Annotated in this window: 19 protein-coding genes; 4 read left to right on the forward strand and 15 right to left on the reverse strand. The window is 41.9% G+C overall.

The window, feature by feature from the left end; translation table 11 throughout:
* Positions 1 to 12: 12 nt before the first annotated feature.
* Entirely contained in the window at positions 13 to 2085 is a 2073-nt protein-coding gene (locus BT_RS13930; RefSeq protein WP_008762019.1) for an HD family phosphohydrolase, read from the forward strand.
* On the opposite strand, the gene BT_RS13935 is transcribed toward BT_RS13930, so the two are convergent.
* From BT_RS13935 to BT_RS13960, 6 genes are all read right to left on the reverse strand, one after another.
* A complete protein-coding gene (locus tag BT_RS13935; RefSeq protein WP_008765417.1) occupies positions 2060 to 2530 on the reverse strand; it encodes a low molecular weight protein-tyrosine-phosphatase in 471 nt (156 codons plus the stop codon). The two genes, BT_RS13930 and BT_RS13935, sit on opposite strands and share 26 nt — an antisense overlap.
* Before the next feature lie 42 nt (positions 2531 to 2572).
* Positions 2573 to 4369 (reverse strand): DUF4091 domain-containing protein, encoded by a 1797-nt coding sequence (locus tag BT_RS13940; RefSeq protein WP_011108456.1) that lies wholly within the window; start codon positions 4367 to 4369, stop codon positions 2573 to 2575.
* Positions 4370 to 4424: 55 nt separating this feature from the next.
* Complete coding sequence (gene priA, locus BT_RS13945; RefSeq protein WP_011108457.1) at positions 4425 to 6881, reverse strand: replication restart helicase PriA; 2457 nt, start codon at positions 6879 to 6881, stop codon at positions 4425 to 4427.
* Between the two features lie 201 nt (positions 6882 to 7082).
* Complete coding sequence (locus BT_RS13950; RefSeq protein ID WP_011108458.1) at positions 7083 to 7673, reverse strand: porin family protein; 591 nt, start codon at positions 7671 to 7673, stop codon at positions 7083 to 7085.
* A 58-nt stretch (positions 7674 to 7731) separates the two neighbouring features.
* Positions 7732 to 8712: an SMI1/KNR4 family protein gene (locus BT_RS13955; RefSeq protein WP_011108459.1), complete on the reverse strand. Its 981-nt coding sequence runs from the start codon at positions 8710 to 8712 to the stop codon at positions 7732 to 7734.
* Between the two features lie 227 nt (positions 8713 to 8939).
* A complete protein-coding gene (locus BT_RS13960; protein ID WP_008765411.1) occupies positions 8940 to 10373 on the reverse strand; it encodes an aspartate ammonia-lyase in 1434 nt (477 codons plus the stop codon).
* A gap of 179 nt (positions 10374 to 10552) precedes the next feature.
* Between BT_RS13960 and BT_RS13965 the strand changes: the two genes are divergently transcribed.
* The 3 genes from BT_RS13965 to BT_RS13975 are packed head-to-tail and all read left to right on the forward strand — an operon-like array spanning position 10553 to position 14136.
* Complete coding sequence (locus BT_RS13965; RefSeq protein ID WP_008762009.1) at positions 10553 to 11863, forward strand: anaerobic C4-dicarboxylate transporter family protein; 1311 nt, start codon at positions 10553 to 10555, stop codon at positions 11861 to 11863.
* A 29-nt stretch (positions 11864 to 11892) separates the two neighbouring features.
* Positions 11893 to 12951: an L-asparaginase 2 gene (gene ansB / locus BT_RS13970; RefSeq protein WP_008762008.1), complete on the forward strand. Its 1059-nt coding sequence runs from the start codon at positions 11893 to 11895 to the stop codon at positions 12949 to 12951.
* 15 nt (positions 12952 to 12966) lie between these two features.
* Positions 12967 to 14136 (forward strand): porin, encoded by a 1170-nt coding sequence (locus tag BT_RS13975; protein WP_011108461.1) that lies wholly within the window; start codon positions 12967 to 12969, stop codon positions 14134 to 14136.
* 80 nt (positions 14137 to 14216) lie between these two features.
* Here the strand turns inward: BT_RS13975 and BT_RS13980 are convergent, their stop codons facing one another.
* The 9 genes from BT_RS13980 to BT_RS14020 all read right to left on the reverse strand — a co-directional run bounded on the left by BT_RS13980 (position 14217) and on the right by BT_RS14020 (position 20840).
* Complete coding sequence (locus tag BT_RS13980) at positions 14217 to 14438, reverse strand: DUF2795 domain-containing protein (protein ID WP_002558131.1); 222 nt, start codon at positions 14436 to 14438, stop codon at positions 14217 to 14219.
* Positions 14439 to 14502: 64 nt separating this feature from the next.
* Positions 14503 to 15066: a cob(I)yrinic acid a,c-diamide adenosyltransferase gene (locus BT_RS13985; protein ID WP_008762007.1), complete on the reverse strand. Its 564-nt coding sequence runs from the start codon at positions 15064 to 15066 to the stop codon at positions 14503 to 14505.
* 51 nt (positions 15067 to 15117) lie between these two features.
* The gene (locus tag BT_RS13990; RefSeq protein ID WP_048697209.1) at positions 15118 to 15741 is read right to left on the reverse strand and encodes a hypothetical protein; all 624 of its coding nucleotides are present in this window, start codon (positions 15739 to 15741) and stop codon (positions 15118 to 15120) included.
* 109 nt (positions 15742 to 15850) lie between these two features.
* Positions 15851 to 16534, reverse strand: coding sequence for an energy transducer TonB (locus BT_RS13995; RefSeq protein ID WP_011108463.1), 684 nt, complete (start codon positions 16532 to 16534; stop codon positions 15851 to 15853).
* Between the two features lie 745 nt (positions 16535 to 17279).
* On the reverse strand, positions 17280 to 18467 hold the full coding sequence (locus BT_RS14000; protein ID WP_225720450.1) for an IS256 family transposase: 1188 nt from the start codon (positions 18465 to 18467) through the stop codon (positions 17280 to 17282).
* 60 nt (positions 18468 to 18527) lie between these two features.
* Complete coding sequence (locus BT_RS14005) at positions 18528 to 18863, reverse strand: hypothetical protein (protein ID WP_011108464.1); 336 nt, start codon at positions 18861 to 18863, stop codon at positions 18528 to 18530.
* A gap of 140 nt (positions 18864 to 19003) precedes the next feature.
* Complete coding sequence (locus tag BT_RS14010) at positions 19004 to 19537, reverse strand: sulfite reductase (RefSeq protein ID WP_224200497.1); 534 nt, start codon at positions 19535 to 19537, stop codon at positions 19004 to 19006.
* 286 nt (positions 19538 to 19823) lie between these two features.
* Positions 19824 to 20108, reverse strand: a complete 285-nt coding sequence (locus BT_RS14015; RefSeq protein ID WP_224200498.1) for a hypothetical protein — start codon at positions 20106 to 20108, stop codon at positions 19824 to 19826.
* Between the two features lie 114 nt (positions 20109 to 20222).
* Entirely contained in the window at positions 20223 to 20840 is a 618-nt protein-coding gene (locus BT_RS14020; protein ID WP_011108465.1) for a hypothetical protein, read from the reverse strand.
* Positions 20841 to 20917: the final 77 nt, after the last annotated feature.

Genomic DNA, 20917 nt, shown 5'->3' on the forward strand with positions numbered 1-20917 from the left:
ATTTCAATGCGTATGGAACATATGAAGAAGAAAAAGAGGTTCTCAAGAAGAGATATATTATATAAATCATTGCTGTTTGTAGCGACAGTGACACTGATTGTCTATTTCCTGCCACGTGACGGAAAATTCAACTATCAGTTTGACATAAACAAGCCCTGGAAGTACGGGCAGCTGATAGCCACTTTTGACTTTCCGATCTATAAAGACGACGCAGTGGTGAACCGGGAACAGGATAGTTTGCTGGCTTCCTTCCAACCATATTATCTGCTTGACAAACAAGTAGAGAAAGACGCAATCGCCAAGCTGAAAGAGAATTACCATACTCACCTGAAAGGTATACTTCCTTCCGTAGATTATCTGCGATACATCGAACGGACATTAAAAGAAATATACGGAGAGGGCATCGTTTCGACAGAAAACATACAAGAACTCCACAAGGACAGTACTTCGGCAATCATGATCATCGACGATAAACTCGCCAACTCCAAGCCTACCGATCATATATATACGGTCAAAAAAGCTTATGAGTACTTGCTTTCCGCAGATACGACCCACTTCAACCGTGAGATTCTGAGACAATGTTCTTTAAACGAATATATCACGCCCAATCTCACATTCGACCAGCAACGGACACAGACCGCCAAAGAGGAAATGCTGAACAACTATTCCTGGGCCAACGGATTAGTCGTCAGCGGACAGAAAATTATAGACCGTGGAGAAATCATCAGCCCCGAAACGTACAATATTCTGGAATCATTACGCAAAGAGTCTATCAAGCGAAGTGAATCCATTGATCAGAGCCGCTTGATTCTTGGCGGACAGATTTTGTTTGTCGGTATGCTGATGCTTTGCTTTATGCTCTATCTCGACCTGTTCCGAAAAGATTATTATGAGCGCAAAGGCAGCCTGTCGTTACTGTTTACACTGATTGTATTTTATAGTGTAGTAACAGCTTTCATGGTATCACATAATATATTTAATGTATATATGATTCCGTACGCGATGCTGCCCATTATCATACGGGTTTTCCTCGATTCACGAACTGCCTTTCTGACACATGTCATTACGATATTAATCTGCTCTATATCCCTGCGTTTTCCGCATGAGTTCATTCTGACGCAGTTGGCTGCCGGATTAGTTGCCATTTTCAGTTTAAGGGAACTTTCGCAGAGATCACAGCTCTTCCGCACGGCCTTATTGGTGATACTGACTTATGCGGCTATTTACTTCGCATTCGAGCTAATGACCGAGAATGGACTTGCCAATGACTTCTCTAAGCTGAATGCACGGATGTATACCTATTTCTTTATTAATGGTATTCTGCTGCTGTTTACATATCCGTTGCTGTTTCTGCTGGAAAAGACGTTCGGCTTTACCTCTAATGTGACTTTGGTCGAACTTTCCAATATCAACAGTGATCTTCTCCGGCAGATGTCCGAAACCGTGCCCGGAACTTTCCAGCACTCTATGCAGGTAGCCAATCTGGCGGCAGAGGCAGCGATCCGTATCGGAGCGAAAAGTCAATTAGTACGTACCGGAGCTTTGTATCATGATATCGGCAAGATGGAGAATCCCGCTTTCTTTACGGAAAATCAGTCGGGAGGCGTCAATCCTCATAAGAATCTGAATTACGAGCAAAGTGCCCAGGTCGTGATCAGTCATGTGACAGACGGATTAAAACTGGCGGACAAGCATAATCTGCCGAAAGTAATCAAAGACTTTATCAGCACCCATCATGGACGGGGAAAAACGAAGTTCTTCTATATCTCATGGAAGAACGAGCACCCCGACGAGGAACCGAATGAAGAACTGTTCACCTATCCGGGCCCTAATCCTTTCTCAAAGGAGACAGCTATTCTGATGATGGCGGATGCTGTCGAAGCGGCGTCACGCAGTCTGCCGGAATATACGGAAGAAACTATCAGCAACCTGGTCGACAAAATTATAGACTCCCAAGTTGCTGAAGGTTATTTCAAAGAATGCCCTATCACTTTCAAGGACATTGCGACCATCAAGACGGTATTCAAAGAAAAACTGAAGATCGCTTATCACACACGGATCAGTTATCCTGAGTTAAAGAAGTAAGCAGACCAGCGCAAGCGTCTTCGAGTACATCCAGCACATATTCAAATCCTTCGGCCCCTCCATAGTAGGGGTCGGGGACATGGTCGGCGGGAATGCGGGTACAGTACTCCGTCATACGATGAATCTTTTTCCACTCTTCCGTAGAAGGAGCTTTTTCTTTCAGATCATCTATGTTACGGTCGTCCATGCCAATAATCAAATCAAAATTATAAAAGTCCTCTGTCCGCACCGGACGGGAGCGATGAACCAGTTGATAGCCCCGACGGGCAGCGTGTGCACGCATCCGGCTATCCGGCAATTCGCCTTGATGATAAGACAGGATTCCGGCGGAATCAATCACAAATTCTTTTTCCAGTCCGGCTTCTTTGATCAGGTGAAGCATTACTCCTTCCGCCGTAGAGCTACGGCAGATATTTCCGAGGCAGACAAATAATATTTTCTTCATAATTTACGTTTAATAATTGACAGGCTTCATTCGTTTCTATTATCAAAACGAATGAAGTATCTGATTGGCCCGGTTTACGGTAACGGCTGCTGGTATTTCCGGCATATTACCCAAATTGAACGGGGCCAGCATTTTCTCTATCTTCTTTAATCCGGCTTTATTTCCCTTCTTCTCAAATTCCTGACGAAGAATCGTTATTTTCTCATGTGCCTGAATACCTTCGATCAGACGTTCGAAACGGATACAGCTACGGGCTCCCGGATACACAAGATAAGTATCTCCAGCCGCCCACGTGCGGAAACGTGAATCGAGCAACGGCTCCAAAGGCCAGCTATTGTATGCCCAACGCAGATAGCCGTCCAGATGCTTCTTCGAAGAATAGAAACTCATCCATGCAGCCTCAGCAGGATCGGAGAAAGTGAATGTATTGGGATGTGCTTCCGTACAACAAGTATAATAGGTGGTACGTTTATTCTCGGCCGCACGGCGGAGACGTACTTCTTCCGGGAAGTTCTGTCCGATAACAATGCAATAATCGTACAAGTCCGGCTCTATCTCAGCATGATAATTACCGGCCAGTGAAACTTTAAACTCCGGATCTGCCTTGCGGATTACTTTCAACGTTTTCTGCATGACATCCATCGGACGCTCGTCCATCGCAATTGCACAAATATCAAACCATCCCTTTTCTCTCAGATGCTTGGAAAAAGAAGTAAGCATCGCAACCCACATTTCTTCATAAGCAGGTTCTCCCGGTGCTGTCCTCACAAATTTCAATGAATTTGTTGCCTGATCAAAATACTGGAAAGATAATTCCCAGGGAACCATAGAGTAACAGTTAATCTGCTGATTGATACCGACACTCATCATAAACTCTACCCAGCGATCAAAAACCGTATAGTCAAAAGCCCAAGTGCCGTCGGCACGTTTCATCCATGTTACCATTGTCTCGAAATAATCTTCAGTCTGACCGTTCCAAGGTTTATGTGTCAAAGTGGCTGTGATAATCTTTTGACCGGCATCCGCCAGCATTTTCATCAGCGGGCGCATAGCATCCAGATGCTCCTGACTCCACAAGGGAACCTGATAATAACGGGCTACGGCAAACGGGCTCTGCCACAAATCCAGATGATAAGCCCATTCGGACGGTGCAGGAAGTTCACGGGAAGAAACAAGGATTTCGAGATTAAGCTGCTGCAACAGACGGGAACCGTCTTTTATCAGCAAGGCACCCTTGTAGGTTCCGGGAGTAGCCGATTGAGGAATCCAGCATTGCACCCAGATAGGTTGAACAGTACGTGCCGGAACAGACATTGATTTCAAGTTCGTATCAATCGGGTCGGCTACCAACAACGAATCGTAATCCACTGCTTGACGGTGACCGCATGCGCCTCTGCCATCTTTATTCAGTTCATCGGTCATTACATAACGGATGAAACCGGCTTTAAACGCCTCATCCGAAAGGCTATTTCCTTTTTTATCTTTAAAATCGGTAAAGCTGAAGTTCAGATCTTTCACCTCAGTGCCGGTCCAGACAACAGCCTGCGCATTTATACGTTCGCCACGCCAGCCTTTTAAAGTGGTAAGCTGCTGTTTTTTCAGCTGAGGAAGCCGATGCTTCGCATAGCGGGTGTCAATAGTTCCCCAGGAAATCTGAGGGTTGGTAACTGCTGCCCAGTCTTTATCAGAGGGGGAGGAAGGGTCGGGCAGTTCCTGATAAGTTTCTATTGGAAATTTCGGTTGCCCCGTAGGGGTTCCACACTGAGTCACTCCTTGCTGGGCAAAAAGAGGACTCACACCAATAAGACATGTTAAGCAATAAATCGTAAGTCGTTTCATGGTTAGTTAATTTATAAAGGTTATTATAAGAAAAATATTAGGTCTGTATCGAGTGCTACATGGGGTCTACATCATAATAGACAATCAAGGATTTATAGCGTTCATCCTCCAACATCTCTTTCTGGATACGTTGTAGCAATTCCCGCGCACGTCCCATCGGGGCATTCTGTTCGATCTTCAGCACTATCTTTTTGATGAATAATGTCTGGATACGAGCAACGGGAGGTTTGTCCGGCCCCAATACCCGGTTTCCGAACACAGTTCTTAGTTTCTCTGCCATGACCGCAGCCATCTGGTCCAGCAATGCTTCATTATGGTTTTTCAGATAGACATACACCAACCGATAGTAAGGGGGATAATGAAACATTTGTCGTTCAGCGAGTTGACCGTCTACCATTTCTTCATAGTTATTACCGATAACCTGATGGATAATGGGGTGATCAATGCTTTTCGTTTGCAGTACCACCCGCCCGCGTTTATTTTTACGCCCGGCTCGTCCTGCTACTTGTGCCATCAGTTGGAAAGCACGTTCGTAAGAACGGAAATCCGGATAATTGAGCATGGTGTCCGCGTTCAAGATGCCCACTATACTTACGTGGTCAAAGTCCAGACCTTTCGATACCATTTGCGTACCGATCAGTATGTCCGTCTTTCCCTGCTCAAAATCGGCGATAATCTTCTCGTAGGCAGCGCGGGTACGGGTAGTGTCTAAATCCATTCGGGCAACAGCCGCTTCCGGGAAAAGGACTTTGATGTCATCTTCAATCTTTTCCGTACCAAAGCCACGATTGACCAGTTCTGTTCCTTCACAGGCGGGACAGAACTTCGGCAGTTGATAGGTATAGCCGCAATAATGGCAGGTCAGTTGGTTGATACCTTTATGATAAGTCAGACTCACATCGCAGTTCTTACATTTCGGTACCCAGCCGCAAGTACGGCATTCTATCATCGGTGCAAATCCGCGACGGTTCTGGAAGAGAATGACTTGTTCTTTCTGTTCCAGTGCTTCTTTCATATATTGTATCAGTAACGGCGAGAACTGTCCGACCATCCGCCTCTTGCGATGCAGTTCTTTGATATCCACCGGAATAATCTCCGGCAGCTGAATTTCTTTATATCGTTCTTTCAGTTGTACAAATCCATATTTTCCATTCCTTGCGTTCTGCCATGTTTCTATGGAGGGGGTAGCAGTGCCGAGAAGCGTTTTTGCTCCATACATGGCAGCCAGTACAATAGCCGCATTCCGTGCATGATAGCGAGGAGCAGGGTCCTGTTGCTTATAGGTGTTCTCATGCTCTTCATCTACAATCACCAGGCCCAGATCACGGAAAGGAAGAAATACGGAAGAACGGACTCCAAGGATGATATCATATCCTTTATCTCCCAGTTGCTTCCGCCATATCTCTACCCTCTCGGCATCCGGAAACTTGGAATGATAAATCCCCAAACGAGAACCGAATACCCGTTGCAGGCGCTCTGTGATTTGAGTGGTTAATGCTATTTCAGGCAAGAGATACAATACTTGTTTCCCTTGACGAATCGTTTCTTCTATCAGATGAATGTATACTTCTGTCTTTCCACTGGATGTAACTCCATGAAGCAGGCAGACATTTTTTTCCTGAAAGGATTGCACGATCTCATCGTGCGCCCGCTGCTGAAACTCGTTCAAGGCATTCAACTCTACGACCTCCTTCATTTCCTGATTCAGCCGGCCGACTTCATGAAAGTAAATCTCAAATATCTTTTTCTCCACCAAGCCATTCAGAATAGAAGGAGACACCCCTGCACGTTGCAACAGCTCTTTTTTCGAAACTTCTTTCGGTGTTTCTCTTCCAAGGATTCCCGAACACTCGACATATTTCATCAGCAACGCCAACTGCTTCGGAGCACGGGACAGGATATCAAATAAGATATGAAGCCGCTTTTCATCAGCAGAACCGGCTAATCGTACTCTCGCCTCTGTTTTCGGCTTGTAAGTACGGCGCAATTCCTCTTTCACAAAGATGGCTTCTTTATCCAGCAGAGATTTGATGACTGTGAGGATATTTTTCATGCCACTCTCCTTCTCCAGTTTCGTGACACATTGCTGAGAATCTACTGAAAGCAAATCAAGAATACGCTGCTCTCTTTCCGATAATGGTGCATCCGCCTCAAAATCGGGATTATATTCTACAATCGTTTCACTCTCCAACTTCAAACCAGAAGGAAGTGCCGCTTTATAAACGTCTCCTTGTGTACAGAGATAGTAATCCGCCAGCCACTCCCAAAACTTAAATTGAGTGGACAATAAAATAGGAGAAGCATCCAGCAATGCAGATATATCCTTCACCTCATACTCCGTCGGAGCACAATAATGAACATTACGAACGATAGCTGTATAAAATTTCTTCCGTCCGAAAGGAACTATCACACGGCATCCAATCTCAACCTCTTCCGCACATTCATCCGGCAGGGAATAGGTAAAGTACTTCGGAAGCGGTAATGGTAATATGACATCTACATACTTTTTCATTGCAAGCACAAAAGTACAATAAAAAAATGGGGATTTAAAAGAGGAAGAGGGAACACTGATAAGAAAAATAGTCTGCACACCGGAATCTGATAAAATAGATTCAGGTTTACAGACCAGTACCTTAAACAAAATACCTTGAATAAAAAAAGAGCCTCCTTTATCGGAAGCTCTTTCTTTGTATGATTGAATGTAACGGATGGCTTAGAAAATATAAGCAACGGATACTTGCCAAGTCTTGGTTTTGTATGAGCCTTCAATGTCTTCAAAGCTGGCAGTCTTGCCCAACGGAATATTATAATTAGCTCCTACTTGCAGATGATTCAGCAACTTCACACCTGCACCGACATTGATACCGACTTCAGCTTTCTTTTTATCGGTTTTTACTCCGTCTATTGTCTTATTACCGGCAAAATCAAAGTAAAAATCAGGACCGGCAGCCACATAAAGACCTACCAGACTTCCCAGACCGATGTTATATTTCAAATTGACCGGAATATCCAAGCCATTCTGCTTGACAGTAACTTCTTCACCTCCATCAGAGATTTTTATACCTCTTTGAGCAAAAAGCAAAGACGCATCGACTCCTAATCCCACAACCGGAATATTGAATTCCGCCATCGGACCGATAAAGAAACCTGTAAAATTATCCTTTTTAAAGTTTTCTTTCACATCAGAAAAGCTTGCTTTAGACAAGTTTAAACCACCCTTTACACCAAAATGTAATTGTGCCTGGGCAGGCATCGCCATACCGATACATACGGCAATCATTAAAGCACCAAAAATCTTTTTCATAAATCTACGTGTTTATAATTCGGGACAAAGATATATATTTATAATAAATAAACACAAATTATTGCTCTTTGTTCGAAATCAACTCCCGATTTGCCAGCAAGGCCTCCTTAGTTCCCGCTGCCATCGAAAGAATACCGTCATTACACGTAACCATACCGCTCTCCTTGCGTCGTGTCAGCCAATCGGTAACAAAGTCCGAAGCATATCCTCCCGTACTGAACTCACCGTCCAGCGCTATTATCTTTTTATAAGCAGACAGGTAATCTTCTTCCGTCGTATCGGGATAAACGTTGGTGTAAAGCCACAACTGGATGTCGTAAAGCAGATAAGAACGTTCGTCGGCATGAAGCGCAAAGAATCCTTTATCGGTTACTATCTCTTCCGATATCTTCCGAATCCATCGCTCCGTATCCACGGGATGATCACACTTTGCGCACAAATCGGACAAGAGCGGTGAGAAAGCTGCGTTCCGAACTTTTTCCAGCTCCATTCTTTCATCTTCTTCCGACGTATCAAAGACTTCTTCGTTGACAAGTCCCCGAATAAATTCTTCAAAGTTATCGGCAAGGAAAGTAACATAATAATCATCTTCCTGATCGACATGAACGACTTTCGGTTCGCCCTGTGGACCACACTCCCGATAATCAAGGAAAATCATATCATGTCCCACAGAAGGACAGTCGCAGATAGCCACTCCAATGTCCGGATACCCCCATTCTTCAATCATGAAACGGCTGCCGAGCTGTCCGCAAAGAGAATAAATCTTATCCTTATCGACTCCCATAATGCCAGTGATAGCCACATGGTCGTCCGCCCAACTGGTAGGTTCGTCGCAAGGAAAACAAACATTGAAAGGTATTCCACCGTTATGCTGCTTCATCAGCCAAATATAAGATTCGGGGAGTTTGTATCCCAGTTCACGTTCTGTTTCTTCTATCATCTCTTCTGTAGGAGGTGCGCCAATATATTCATTCATAGCATATTCATCATCATCCCAGAAGTCTATAAAGTCAAAATTCTCAAAAGGTTTGTTTTTCATAATCGCTGTTTTTAATTTGTATTCTTTTAGTTTTGCTTTGTATGTACACTACTTTTTACGAATATACTAAAAAACAGACATTATCAATTTATTTCCTTTATTTATTTCGTTTTTTTTACGAGTAAATGAAAAAGAATCCAAGATTAAATACATAAAATACACTAATGATACAAAACACAGAGACCAGCCTATATCAACAGGCTGGCCTCTCATTTTACCCCTATGAATCAATGATTCGGATGAATATCCAGTTTCACCGGTTTAATCATATTTTCCGGTTTCAAGATCGTATCCAGGTCTTCTTTGGAAAGAATGTTATGTTCCAGCACCAGCTCATACACTCCTTTACCCGTTTCCAGAGCCTCCTTCGCTATCTTTGTAGAATGTTTATAGCCAATTACGGGATTCAGTGCGGTCACTACTCCGATACTGTTGTGTACATCCCGACGGCATTTTTCTTCATTGGCTGTGATACCATCAATACATAAGGTACGCAATGTATCAAAACCGTTCATCAACAAATCCGCAGATTCAAAACAGCATTGTGCCATGACAGGTTCCATCGCATTCAGTTCCATCTGCGCAGCCTCTCCACTCATAGCCACACAAAGGTCGTTTCCTATCACTTTATAAGAGACCTGATTCATGACTTCCGGAATGACAGGATTCACCTTTCCCGGCATAATGGAAGAGCCCGGCTGCATGGCAGGCAGATTGATTTCTCCCAGTCCGCAACGAGGACCGGAAGCCAATAGCCTCAGATCATTACAAATCTTGTTCATCTTGACAGCTACACGCCGCATGGCCGAAGAATATCCTACCATGCAGGAAGTATCCGAAGTAGCGCCTATCAGGTCATCTGCCAGTTTGATATCCAGTCCTGTAATCTTGCGCAGGGCAGCAATGCACTTTTCCGCATATTCCGGTTCGGCGGTAATTCCGGTTCCGATGGCTGTCGCACCCATGTTGACCGTCAGAAAATCCTGTGCGGCAAAATCGAGATTCTTCAGTTCATGTTCCAAAATACTTGCGAATCCATTAAAGGTTTGTCCTAGTGTCATCGGTACGGCATCTTCCAGTTGGGTACGTCCCATCTTGATGATGTGTGCAAACTCCGCTCCTTTCTTTCGGAAAGCCTCGATCAGTGTTGCAAAGTGTTTCACCAATTTAAGATGGGTATAATACAGACCAATGTGAATGGCTGTAGGATACGCATCATTGGTAGATTGCGAACGATTGACGTGATCGTTAGGCGAGCAGTAGTGATACTCTCCGCGTGCATGTCCCATCAGTTCCAGTGCACGGTTGGCAATCACTTCATTGGCATTCATATTGGTGGTGGTTCCGGCTCCACCCTGTATCATATCTACAGGGAATTGGTCATGATGTTTTCCTTCCAGTATTTCTTTACAAGCCTTCAGTATGGCATCCGTCTGTTCCTCAGTCAATAAATCCAGTTCACGGTTGGCAACGGCAGCTCCCATTTTAGTGATGGCCAATGCCTGAATAAACAGGGGATACTCATTCAAATGAAACTTGCTGATGCGAAAGTTTTCAATACCACGGAGTGTCTGTACTCCATACAATGCACTTTCCGGCACTTCACGACTACCTATCAAGTCGCTCTCTGTACGAGTTTTTTTTGATAATTTCTGTTCCATATCGGTTGTTTTATAACAATAACACATTCGTTAGTTGATATAATAACCAGTCAGAGATGTTATTGTTTTAATAAATATGCAAAAACTATTCAATAACTTTTTTGTTGTTTATCTTAGAAACAGAGAAAAAACGAAGATAAATCCTTTATCTTTGTTAGGAACTTATAAAACAACAACCAATGATATTACAATTAGCATTTGTTCTGACAGCCATTATTATTGGCGCACGTTTGGGAGGCATCGGACTCGGTGTCATGGGAGGAGTAGGATTGGGAATACTCACGTTTGTTTTTGGTTTACAACCCACCGCACCACCTATCGACGTTATGTTGATGATTGCCGCCGTTATTTCCGCTGCCTCCTGTATGCAAGCAGCCGGCGGACTGGACTATATGGTGAAACTGGCAGAACATTTGCTACGCAAAAATCCTTCGCACGTCACGTTGCTCAGCCCATTGGTGACTTATCTGTTCACCTTTATTGCCGGAACCGGGCATGTAGCTTATTCCGTATTGCCCGTGATTGCTGAGGTAGCTACCGAAACAAAGATTCGTCCGGAACGTCCGCTGGGTATTGCTGTGATTGCTTCGCAACAGGCTATTACAGCCAGTCCCATCTCTGCTGCAACGGTAGCTTTGCTCGGGTTACTGGCAGGTTTCGACATTACATTATTCGATATTCTTAAAATTACGATTCCCGCCACTATCATCGGAGTATTGGTCGGCGCTTTATTCTCCATGAAAGTCGGCAAGGAACTGATAGAGGATCCCGAATATCAGAAACGCTTGAAAGAAGGTCTTTTCAATGACAAGAAGATAGAGATTAAAGATGTCAAGAACAAACGTTCCGCCATGCTTTCCGTACTCATCTTTATATTGGCAACTGCTTTTATCGTCCTTTTCGGATCTTTTGAAGGTATGCGTCCCAGTTTCCTCATCGATGGAGAAATCGTCACGCTCGGTATGTCCTCCATTATCGAGATCGTAATGTTGTCGGCAGCCGCTATCATCCTTATAGTAACCAAGACGGATGGAATCAAAGCAACGCAGGGTTCTGTATTCCCTGCCGGGATGCAGGCTGTTATCGCCATCTTCGGTATTGCGTGGATGGGTGATACTTTCCTTCAGGGCAATATGGCACAGCTCACTCTTTCCATCGAAGGAATCGTGCGGCAGATGCCATGGCTGTTCGGTATTGCGCTGTTCGTCATGTCTATCCTGTTGTATAGCCAGGCGGCCACGGTGCGGGCATTGATGCCGCTGGGCATCGCGTTAGGTATTTCTCCGTATATGCTGATTGCCTTATTCCCCGCAGTGAACGGATATTTCTTTATCCCGAATTACCCGACTGTCGTAGCCGCCATTAATTTCGACCGCACCGGGACAACAAAAATCGGTAAATATGTGTTGAATCATTCGTTTATGATGCCCGGACTGGTATCTACCGTAGTCGCTATTGTTTTAGGACTGCTCTTTATTCAAATATTCTAATATATTATTAACCTAAACTCATTTCAGTTATGAAACAAATTAAGAAATTAGGCCTGGTAGTAGTAACACTACTATTATCCGCAACAATGGCATTTGCCGCAAAACCGAATATCCACATCCTTGCTACCGGAGGAACCATTGCCGGAACAGGAAGCTCGGCTACGGGCACCAGCTATACGGCAGGACAAGTTGCTATCGGTGCATTGCTGGATGCAGTCCCCGAAATCAAAGATATCGCCAATGTAACCGGCGAACAGATTGTGAGAATCGGTTCACAGGACATGAATGACGAAGTCTGGCTGACACTTGCCAAGAAAATCAACGAGTTATTGAAACGACCGGATATCGACGGAATCGTGATCACTCATGGAACGGATACGATGGAAGAAACTGCTTACTTTCTGAATCTGACTGTCAAAAGTGACAAGCCTGTTGTATTGGTAGGTGCCATGCGCCCCTCTACAGCATTAAGTGCCGACGGTCCGCTGAATCTTTATAATGCAGTAGTTACCGCTGCAGCTAAAGAATCAAAAGACAAAGGTGTACTGGTTGCCATGAACGGTCTGATTCTAGGTGCAGAAAGCGTAGTTAAAATGAACACGGTCGATGTACAGACTTTCCAGGCTCCCAACTCCGGCGCATTGGGATATGTACTGAACGGTAAAGTATGTTATAATCAGATCACACTGAAGAAACATACCACCCAATCCGTATTTGATGTCACCAAACTGACTTCATTGCCCAAAGTCGGCATCGTATACAGCTATTCCAATATTGAAGCCGATATGATGACTCCGTTGCTCAACAACGGATATAAAGGAATCATTCATGCAGGAGTCGGAAACGGTAATATCCATAAAAACATATTTCCGTCATTGATAGACGCCCGCAGAAAAGGCATTGTAGTCGTTCGTTCTTCCCGCGTACCGACTGGTCCTACCACTCTTGATGCGGAAGTGGATGACGCCAAGTATCAGTTTGTAGCCTCTCAAGAATTGAATCCACAAAAGTCACGTGTACTATTGATGCTTGCGCTGACCAAAACCACGGACTGGAAACAAATTCAGGAATACTTTAACGAATACTAAAAACCGGACCTACTTATGAAAAAATTAATGTTTATGCTACTCCTTGCGGGTAGCATACAGGCAATGTATGCCCAAAAGTTCTCCCCAAACACTCCTCTTTTCGAGGAACTGACAGACGTAAAAAAGAAAACGGATAAGTTCAACTTATACCTGAATATGCAGGGGAGTTTTGACGCTCATTTCCAGAATGGATTTCAGGAAGGTGACTTCAATATGCACCAGCTCCGCATCGAAGCGAAAGGAAATATCAACAACTGGCTTTCTTATCGTTACCGCCAGCGTCTCAACCGCTCGAACGACGGAAACAATATGATAGACAACCTCCCGACCTCCATCGACTGGGCAGGCATCGGTATCAAGCTCAACGATAAGTTCAACCTGTTTGCCGGTAAACAAAGTGCCAACTATGGCGGCTTCGAGTTTGACCTCAACCCGATCGATGTCTATCAATATTGTGATATGATCGATTATATGAGTAACTTCCTGACCGGTCTGAATGCAAGTTATAACATTACTCCCGATCAGCAACTTAATCTGCAGATATTGAACAGCCGCAATAGCTCTTTCGACAACACTTACGGAATCACAGAGGATGCGGAGGGTAATCTCCCCGATCTGAAATCCGGAAAAATGCCGCTGGTCTATACCTTAAACTGGATTGGCAATTTTAATAATGTATTTAAAACCCGCTGGTCGGCCTCTGTGATGAACGAAGCCAAAGATCATAATATGTATTATTATGCCGTAGGAAATGAACTGAATCTCGGAAAGTGGAACGCCTTCGTCGACTTCATGTACTCAAAAGAAGAGATTGACCGTAAAGGGATTATCACAAGCATCGTCGGTCGTCCGGGCGGACACAATGCGTTTGATACAGGTTATTTATCCGTAGTAGCCAAGTGTAACTATCGTTTTCTTCCGAAATGGAATGCCTTTGTGAAAGGAATGTATGAAACGGCTTCTGTGACCAAAGCCTCCGAAGGAATAGAAAAAGGAAATTACCGCACCTCCTGGGGATATCTGGCAGGCATCGAATTTTATCCGATGGAAACTAACCTGCATTTCTTCGTGACCTATGTAGGACGTTCTTATGACTTCACCTCCCGTGCCAAAGTGCTGGGACAAGAGAATTACAGTACCAACCGGATTTCGGTAGGATTCATCTGGCAGATGCCGGTCTTTTAATATTGCATGAGAATAAAAAATACCCGATAGCTGTGTGAAAGTTATCGGGTATTTTTATATGTTCGGTTTCTTTTTCTAAATCAATACTCTTCCTCGTTAAAAAAGAAATCTTCTTTACTAGGATAATCCGGCCAAATATCTTCGATACTCTCATAGATTTCGCCTTCATCTTCCATCTCTTGCAGATTCTCTATCACTTCAAGAGGAGCACCCGAACGCATAGCGTAATCAATCAATTCGTCCTTGGTTGCCGGCCAGGGAGCATCTTCCAGTTTCGATGCTAATTCCAATGTCCAATACATAATCTTGAGTATTAAAAAGTGAATACTTATTTTCTATTTTTCGGCAAAAGTATAATAAAATCTATCATTTCCAACTATTATCCCAGAATATTTCACTATTTTGTTCATCAAAATTAATTTTTCGGGATAAAACAAACAAATAATCTGATAATCTGTTGACAAAAGCTAACACTTCAGGAGAAATTGTACAAGTTTCGGACAGAGTCAGAATGCGACGTTCGGCTCTCCGGCAAATCGTACGGCACACATGACAAACAGCCGCTCCACGGCTGCCTCCGGGTATGATAAAGGCACAAAGTTCGGGCAACTGTTCGTCCAGCTTATCAATCTCGCGCTCGATGCGTTCCACATCTTCCGGAGTAAGGATACTGGCGGCTTTCAGTTGTGTTTTTTCCTGGTCTGTTGCCAAATGCGAACCGATAGAGAATAGCTTATGCTGTATACTCAGGATAAAATCCCGGTCTGCCTCATCCAGCAAATACGTATTCAGCCATCCCAGATGGGAATTAAGTTCGTCAATTGTTCCGTATGCTTCCAAACGAATATGGGTCTTCGGAACGCGGCTTCCGCCGACAAGACTGGTAGTTCCTTTGTCACCGGTCTTTGTATATACAAGGCTTTTTTTCATAAACGTCTATTTTTCATCATTACTATATATAAGATTAACGTATAAAGGTGATCAGAAGTTGACGATATAATGCTGTTTAATCTTTGTTGTATCAAAAAAAAGCAAGCCTGCATCATACAAGTCAAAAGTGATTCCCACCCGCTCATCATTCTGTAACTGTTTCCAAAGATTTTTCATTGCCTTTGAATAGCAGATCCCATGAACGACAAACAAACTATTCGGAGTAGTCCGACGGGAACAGATGTTAAAAACTTCTTCCAGCAAAGCCGGATTCCGATAGTCATTCAGATACAGAAAGTCTACCGGAGTATCGGCATCCAGAAAGAGCTCTGATAAGTCAGAAGCAAAAAGATACCCGGCAGAAGGTTTGGCTGACTGTAAATATAAAGAGGCTGCCGAGGGCTGGCCTACTTCTATGATAGTGGCCGGTTGCACTTTATTCACCAGGCGGAACAACAGACGGTTGATTCTTGGTATTCCTTTCTCCCATCTCTGTGTTGTGATCCGCTTTTTCTGTTCCACCTTCAGCAGGTCGTATGCATAATAAGGCATCTTCTCATAAATCACATCTGTGATCAGACTGAAAGCAAAAGGAGAGTGCACACCATATCCACAACGGTAGCGGAAACGGGAGAGCCGGATAAAAGGTCTTTTTAGGTAATACAGAAGATTCATAAACCAGTCTTTCATTTTTTTTGTTCGTGACGCAAAGATATATTATTTTATTGAAAAAAGGGCCGGCTCCCGCGATGGACCGACCCTTTTAATCATTTATTTCAAGTAACTACTGCAGTCTGAATACTACAGGTACAGTATATTTTACTCGAACTTTCTTACCGTTCTGCACTCCGGGCTTCCACTTTGGCATTCCACTTATCACACGGATAGCTTCTTTATCCAGGTAAGCATCTACCCCTCGTACAACTGTCGGATTAGTAATCGATCCGTCTTTGTCTACGACAAACTGAACAATTACACGTCCTTGTGAGCCCATCTCCTGAGACATTGTCGGATATTTGATATGAGTACTCAAATATTTCAGCAATTCAGCTGAACCACCGGGAAATTCGGGCATGACTTCTACACTTACGTGAATAACATCTTCCTCAACTTCTTTAGTTTCCACTACTGGCGGTACCCAAACAACCTTGTAAGGTTCATTCACATTGTCTGGTACTACTGAAACGTTATCCGTCACCTCTTCGGTATCATCTACTATTTCGAACAATTCTGTTACTTTAGTTTCCGGTGGAGGAGGCGGTTCCAGTTTCTCTTCAGGGAATGTGATTGGAACGAGCTCCGTTACAAAGATGGATTCATCATCAGATGATACTGCCGCAACTCTTACATCATGCTGTGTCCATTCGAACGATACGAACATGAAAGCAAGCGCAACAACCAAACCCATCAACAACCAAGAACCTCTTTGATTCTCAATTGCAGCCTTTTTTGATTTTTTGGCTTCCATAAAAAATGTGTTTAAGTAATTAATAATAGAAAATATATAGCATATATACTACTTTTCGTTTTCTGTCTTAAGCATTACTTAAAGTGCTCTCTAGCTGCAATAAATATAGTATTTTTATGAATAGGATGTAACTTTAGTTCTTGTTTATTTTATTCTTTTTCCTTCTTTTGGATAAAATTTATGAATATTATTCCAAATTATCCCAACAAGAAATACCATCACGTTTCAGTTTCAAAACTAAGTAACAAATTAGCAATCCTATTAGTTGGAAAGGAATAGACTCCATTGCAATAGATGCAAAAGAAGCTAGTATACAAGCGGTTAACAATATCCAAAAACCAATTCTCTTCCAAGCAAACAACAATAGCATTCCTACTACGACAACTATATTACCTATGCCACAGAAATAATAAACTAATAACTGTGAAGAATCAGTGCAGGCATAGGTACCCCATGCCCATTTAGGGAAAAAATTAATAACAGAACAAAGTAGATTTAAAATGATGATAAAAAAGAAACAAAAACATTTCGACGTTTAGGCGGGAGTGTAATTTAAACTCTGTCTGGTTTCTATTTCTTTTAAATCACAACAAATATAATTTTTTCTTTTTGGATTTACAAATGCTTCTTAAGGTAGTTTTTGGATGTGTGCAAGGGCGGCGAAGAATGAGCCGTTTATATACCCTTGCTCACATCCGGGAACTACCTTTTCTTTGCGTTTGAAAAGCAAAAAAGGGGAAATGGGTTATATCGCCAGAGGCATTCTCTCTCCAAACTTGATTCGTAGTTGCCCGGCAGTTAACGCCCAATTCTGGAGCGGTTGCGTCCATTTCTTGGAGATGTTCATCACAGCCAGGTAGATCAACTTCATCAATGCCATGTCATTGGGAAAGACACCCTTGGTTTTGGTCACCTTTCGTACTTGACGGTGGAAGCCCTCGACGGCGTTAGTTGTGTAAATCAGTCTTCGGATATGCTCATCATAAGCAAAATAGGCCGATAGATTATCCCAGTTTCGTCGCCATGATTCCAAGACAACAGGGTATTTTTTACCCCATTTATCTTGTAGTTTATCAAGGTTGAGCTCTGCTAAATCTTTATTAGGGGCTTGATAGACTGTTTTCAAATCTGCCATAAACTCTTTTTGATCTTTTGAGGCTATGTATTTCAATGAATTGCGAATCTGATGTATGACGCAGTTCTGGATGATTACCTCAGGAAAAATAGTGCTGATTGCTTCAGCAAATCCCGTGAGATTGTCAATGCAAGCGATCAGAACATCTTTCATGCCACGTGCTTTCAGGTCGGTCAAGACACTCAGCCAGAAATTAGCCCCTTCGCTTTCTGATACATACATGCCTATCAGTTCTTTATGGCCATCTTTATTGACTGCCAGAACATTATAGACAGCTCGACTTTCGGTACGACCACCATCCTTCACCTTGTAGTGCATTGCGTCAAGCCACACAATGGTATACATTGATTCCAGGGGGCGGCTTTGCCACTCCTTCACCTTGGGAACTATGCGTTCAATAATCTCACTTAGGGTGTTGTGGGAGATCTCAACATCATACATCTCCTCGATATGGGAGGAAATATCCCTAAGGCTCAAACCCATACCATACAGACTGATAATCTTGGAAGACATGTTGTCCGCAAGAATCGTCTCGCGCTTTTTAAGGATCTCAGGACTAAAGCTGCTGTGACGATCTTGAGGAGTCACGATATCAATCTCGCCGGCCATGGTTTTGACACGTTTGCTGCCACGACCATTCCGCTTATTGCCTTTAAGACGCTCTGAATCATCAAGGTGGGAGGACATCTCGCCATCTAAAGCGGCCTCTAAAAACTCTTTTAGCAACGGACCAAAGGCTCCGTCTTTGCCCGTGAGCGATTCGCCACTACGCAGTTGAGATAACGCTTTGTCACGCATCTGCTGATACTCTTCACTGTTTCTATCCATAATACAAAGATAATTGTTTGGGGACAGAGTTCAGATTACGCCCTCTTTAGGCATATATTTTGTTTCTTCACAGAAAAGATTCCTATGTGTCCGCTTATATCTTTCCAGATCTCTATCAGCCAATATTTTCTCCTCTCTCATTTGTTGCTCAGCAATAGAATCAAGCCGTAGTTTATCTTCCGTTTGTATCCTCATTTCTTTTGACAATTTATTCCAAAAGGAAAAAATATCAATAGAGTTTTTAAAGCAAAAATCTTCTACTGAAGCTGTGTCATCAAAATGACTTACCTCATCAAATAAAATTCTTGTTGTAGGATATTCTTTAATAATATCAACTACTTTGTCTTTGGGGCTAAATGTTTCCATAAAAAAGTATTAATCATAATCCTTAGGTAATAATACAAAATCATAGAGAAATTGTCCATCAATATCATAATAAATATATTGGAAGCTAAAATTAGGATCCATACACTTAGTTATGAATTCTACATTATTCCTATATGCTTTTATGTTTTCAATAGTGGATTCTTTCCTACTTCTCGCATTTTGCTAAGTTCTTCTTCTTTAAAATCACTTCTTCTCACATTCGAAATCTTATAAGAGTAAATCAGACGATTCTCATTATCAGCTAAAATAATGTCTTGCGCATAGAGGTTATCATCAACTTTATCACCTTTGACAAGATCCTTAATCGAACTAAGGTATTGACTAGCCTCTTCTCTAATGTTTGTATATTCTTTTTCTATATGGTCACATGTTTTTATTTCTAATGTATTCCACATTGAAAGAAACTCAGAACTATTTCCTTTTAACCATAGTTCAATAAATAAAAACGTAACATTATTTTCACAAAAAGCATACGCATTACCCTCGTAACATCTGCCATATAGATCGTTTTCGAATGAGACCTTCATGACTTCTCTGCCTATAAAAGAAGATTCTTCAATTCCATTTTTGAACAAAGCTTTATTAAAAAGGGGAATTTTTGCTTTAATAACTTGTTGATCCAATAGTAAAGTAGGATTTATTTGTTGATTCATGCACATAACCATTGCCATCACATCTATTATGTCCTCCCTATTGGAATGTGATAATGATATAAGCTGTCCTTGAGGAACTGACTGGAAGTTGTTCTATCTCAAATTTCCAAGAATCAGGAATTCTAATACTAAAATAATCACATTCATAATTATGCAAGTTTTGGCATGAGATTAAAAATAATACCCCCGCCAATAGCATGAATTCAAGTTTCATTTTCATATACATATTTTACTTCCAAATTATAATATAAAGTTTCTCAATAAAATAAGACATTTTCAGTCTTAACTATTTGGTCTTTACAGAAATACTATATAAAGAATTATCTCTAAAAATTGAAACCGATTTATTTCCCTTCGGATTCCCCTTATCAAAATCAAATGTAAACTCCAAAAGATTGTTATTAGAAATTGCCTTTATCTTTGCTTTCAGCACTTTACGTCCTTCAAACCCTATAATTTTAGGTTTTTCTAAAACATTTGGCTTTAAATCAGCTCTTTTTAATCGCAATAACCACGAATTATAAGGTAACTCCCATTCAAATTTAAAAGCTTTTATCCATTGTTGTGGCATAATAGTAGACCTCGTAATATACATATAATCAATAATAGCATCTCCATCAGTATCCTTAAAGATTACTCCTTCAATATTATATGTAATCCCTTGTTCATCTATTGGATTTTGTCCTTAATTCCGCAACTCAATCGTCGTTGTTTTTCCCAAATACACACCCAAAACGGGAAAAAACACACTATCAAAATTCTTTCGTATCGTACTTACAACCGGCTGAGATACTGACATGACCACAGGCTTTTTATCATCATAAAGCTTCTCAAAAACATCATTGGCTGATTCTAAAGCTTTTAGATTTGAATAAAATACTTGCATATATTCCTTCATGCTAGACACATATTGTTCTATTTGAAGAACAGCAGTATTTTCTTCACAATACATTTTTACACATTTATGAGTTGCATTAATTTCATTACAAATTTCCAACATTAATTCCTTTTTATAAGCATCTGGTCCCACTAAAGAAAATCCACGTCGACTAAATGTTATAAAAAACGGTTCCTCATCTGAAATAGTAATCCAGTGCAGCACTCCTTCTTTTTTAAAATAAATGACATTTGATCCATCCTTTTGATTGGAAAAGAATCCTTCTTCTTTCAAGAAATTAATCAATTCATTCTGAAAAACATTCTGTTTAGGAGTCAATTCTCCTCCTAAAGTCAGATCAACCGAACATAATAAAAAGATTATAATTATTACTGTTCGACGGGCTGCGATATTTCCTATTTTCATAATTATTTCATTTCAAACACACCAAAATTTTATAAAATTATTTCTCTACATTTTATAAACAAGCAAACTACTTACCA

This window comes from Bacteroides thetaiotaomicron VPI-5482, from assembly GCF_000011065.1.
Taxonomy (GTDB): domain Bacteria; phylum Bacteroidota; class Bacteroidia; order Bacteroidales; family Bacteroidaceae; genus Bacteroides; species Bacteroides thetaiotaomicron.

Coding starts and splice junctions, on each gene's coding strand:
- BT_RS13930 (WP_008762019.1), top strand. CDS start 13: ATGGAACATATGAAGAAGAAAAAGAGGTTCTCAAGAAGAGATATATTA.
- priA (WP_011108457.1), bottom strand. CDS start 6,881: ATGAAAAAGTATGTAGATGTCATATTACCATTACCGCTTCCGAAGTAC.
- BT_RS13960 (WP_008765411.1), bottom strand. CDS start 10,373: ATGGAACAGAAATTATCAAAAAAAACTCGTACAGAGAGCGACTTGATA.
- BT_RS13940 (WP_011108456.1), bottom strand. CDS start 4,369: ATGAAACGACTTACGATTTATTGCTTAACATGTCTTATTGGTGTGAGT.
- BT_RS13965 (WP_008762009.1), top strand. CDS start 10,553: ATGATATTACAATTAGCATTTGTTCTGACAGCCATTATTATTGGCGCA.
- BT_RS14015 (WP_224200498.1), bottom strand. CDS start 20,108: ATGCCACAACAATGGATAAAAGCTTTTAAATTTGAATGGGAGTTACCT.
- ansB (WP_008762008.1), top strand. CDS start 11,893: ATGAAACAAATTAAGAAATTAGGCCTGGTAGTAGTAACACTACTATTA.
- BT_RS13935 (WP_008765417.1), bottom strand. CDS start 2,530: ATGAAGAAAATATTATTTGTCTGCCTCGGAAATATCTGCCGTAGCTCT.
- BT_RS14000 (WP_225720450.1), bottom strand. CDS start 18,467: ATGCGTGACAAAGCGTTATCTCAACTGCGTAGTGGCGAATCGCTCACG.
- BT_RS14010 (WP_224200497.1), bottom strand. CDS start 19,537: ATGAATCAACAAATAAATCCTACTTTACTATTGGATCAACAAGTTATT.
- BT_RS13955 (WP_011108459.1), bottom strand. CDS start 8,712: ATGAAAAACAAACCTTTTGAGAATTTTGACTTTATAGACTTCTGGGAT.
- BT_RS13950 (WP_011108458.1), bottom strand. CDS start 7,673: ATGAAAAAGATTTTTGGTGCTTTAATGATTGCCGTATGTATCGGTATG.
- BT_RS13985 (WP_008762007.1), bottom strand. CDS start 15,066: ATGAAAAAAAGCCTTGTATATACAAAGACCGGTGACAAAGGAACTACC.
- BT_RS14020 (WP_011108465.1), bottom strand. CDS start 20,840: ATGAAAATAGGAAATATCGCAGCCCGTCGAACAGTAATAATTATAATC.
- BT_RS14005 (WP_011108464.1), bottom strand. CDS start 18,863: ATGGAAACATTTAGCCCCAAAGACAAAGTAGTTGATATTATTAAAGAA.
- BT_RS13975 (WP_011108461.1), top strand. CDS start 12,967: ATGAAAAAATTAATGTTTATGCTACTCCTTGCGGGTAGCATACAGGCA.
- BT_RS13980 (WP_002558131.1), bottom strand. CDS start 14,438: ATGTATTGGACATTGGAATTAGCATCGAAACTGGAAGATGCTCCCTGG.
- BT_RS13990 (WP_048697209.1), bottom strand. CDS start 15,741: ATGAATCTTCTGTATTACCTAAAAAGACCTTTTATCCGGCTCTCCCGT.
- BT_RS13995 (WP_011108463.1), bottom strand. CDS start 16,534: ATGGAAGCCAAAAAATCAAAAAAGGCTGCAATTGAGAATCAAAGAGGT.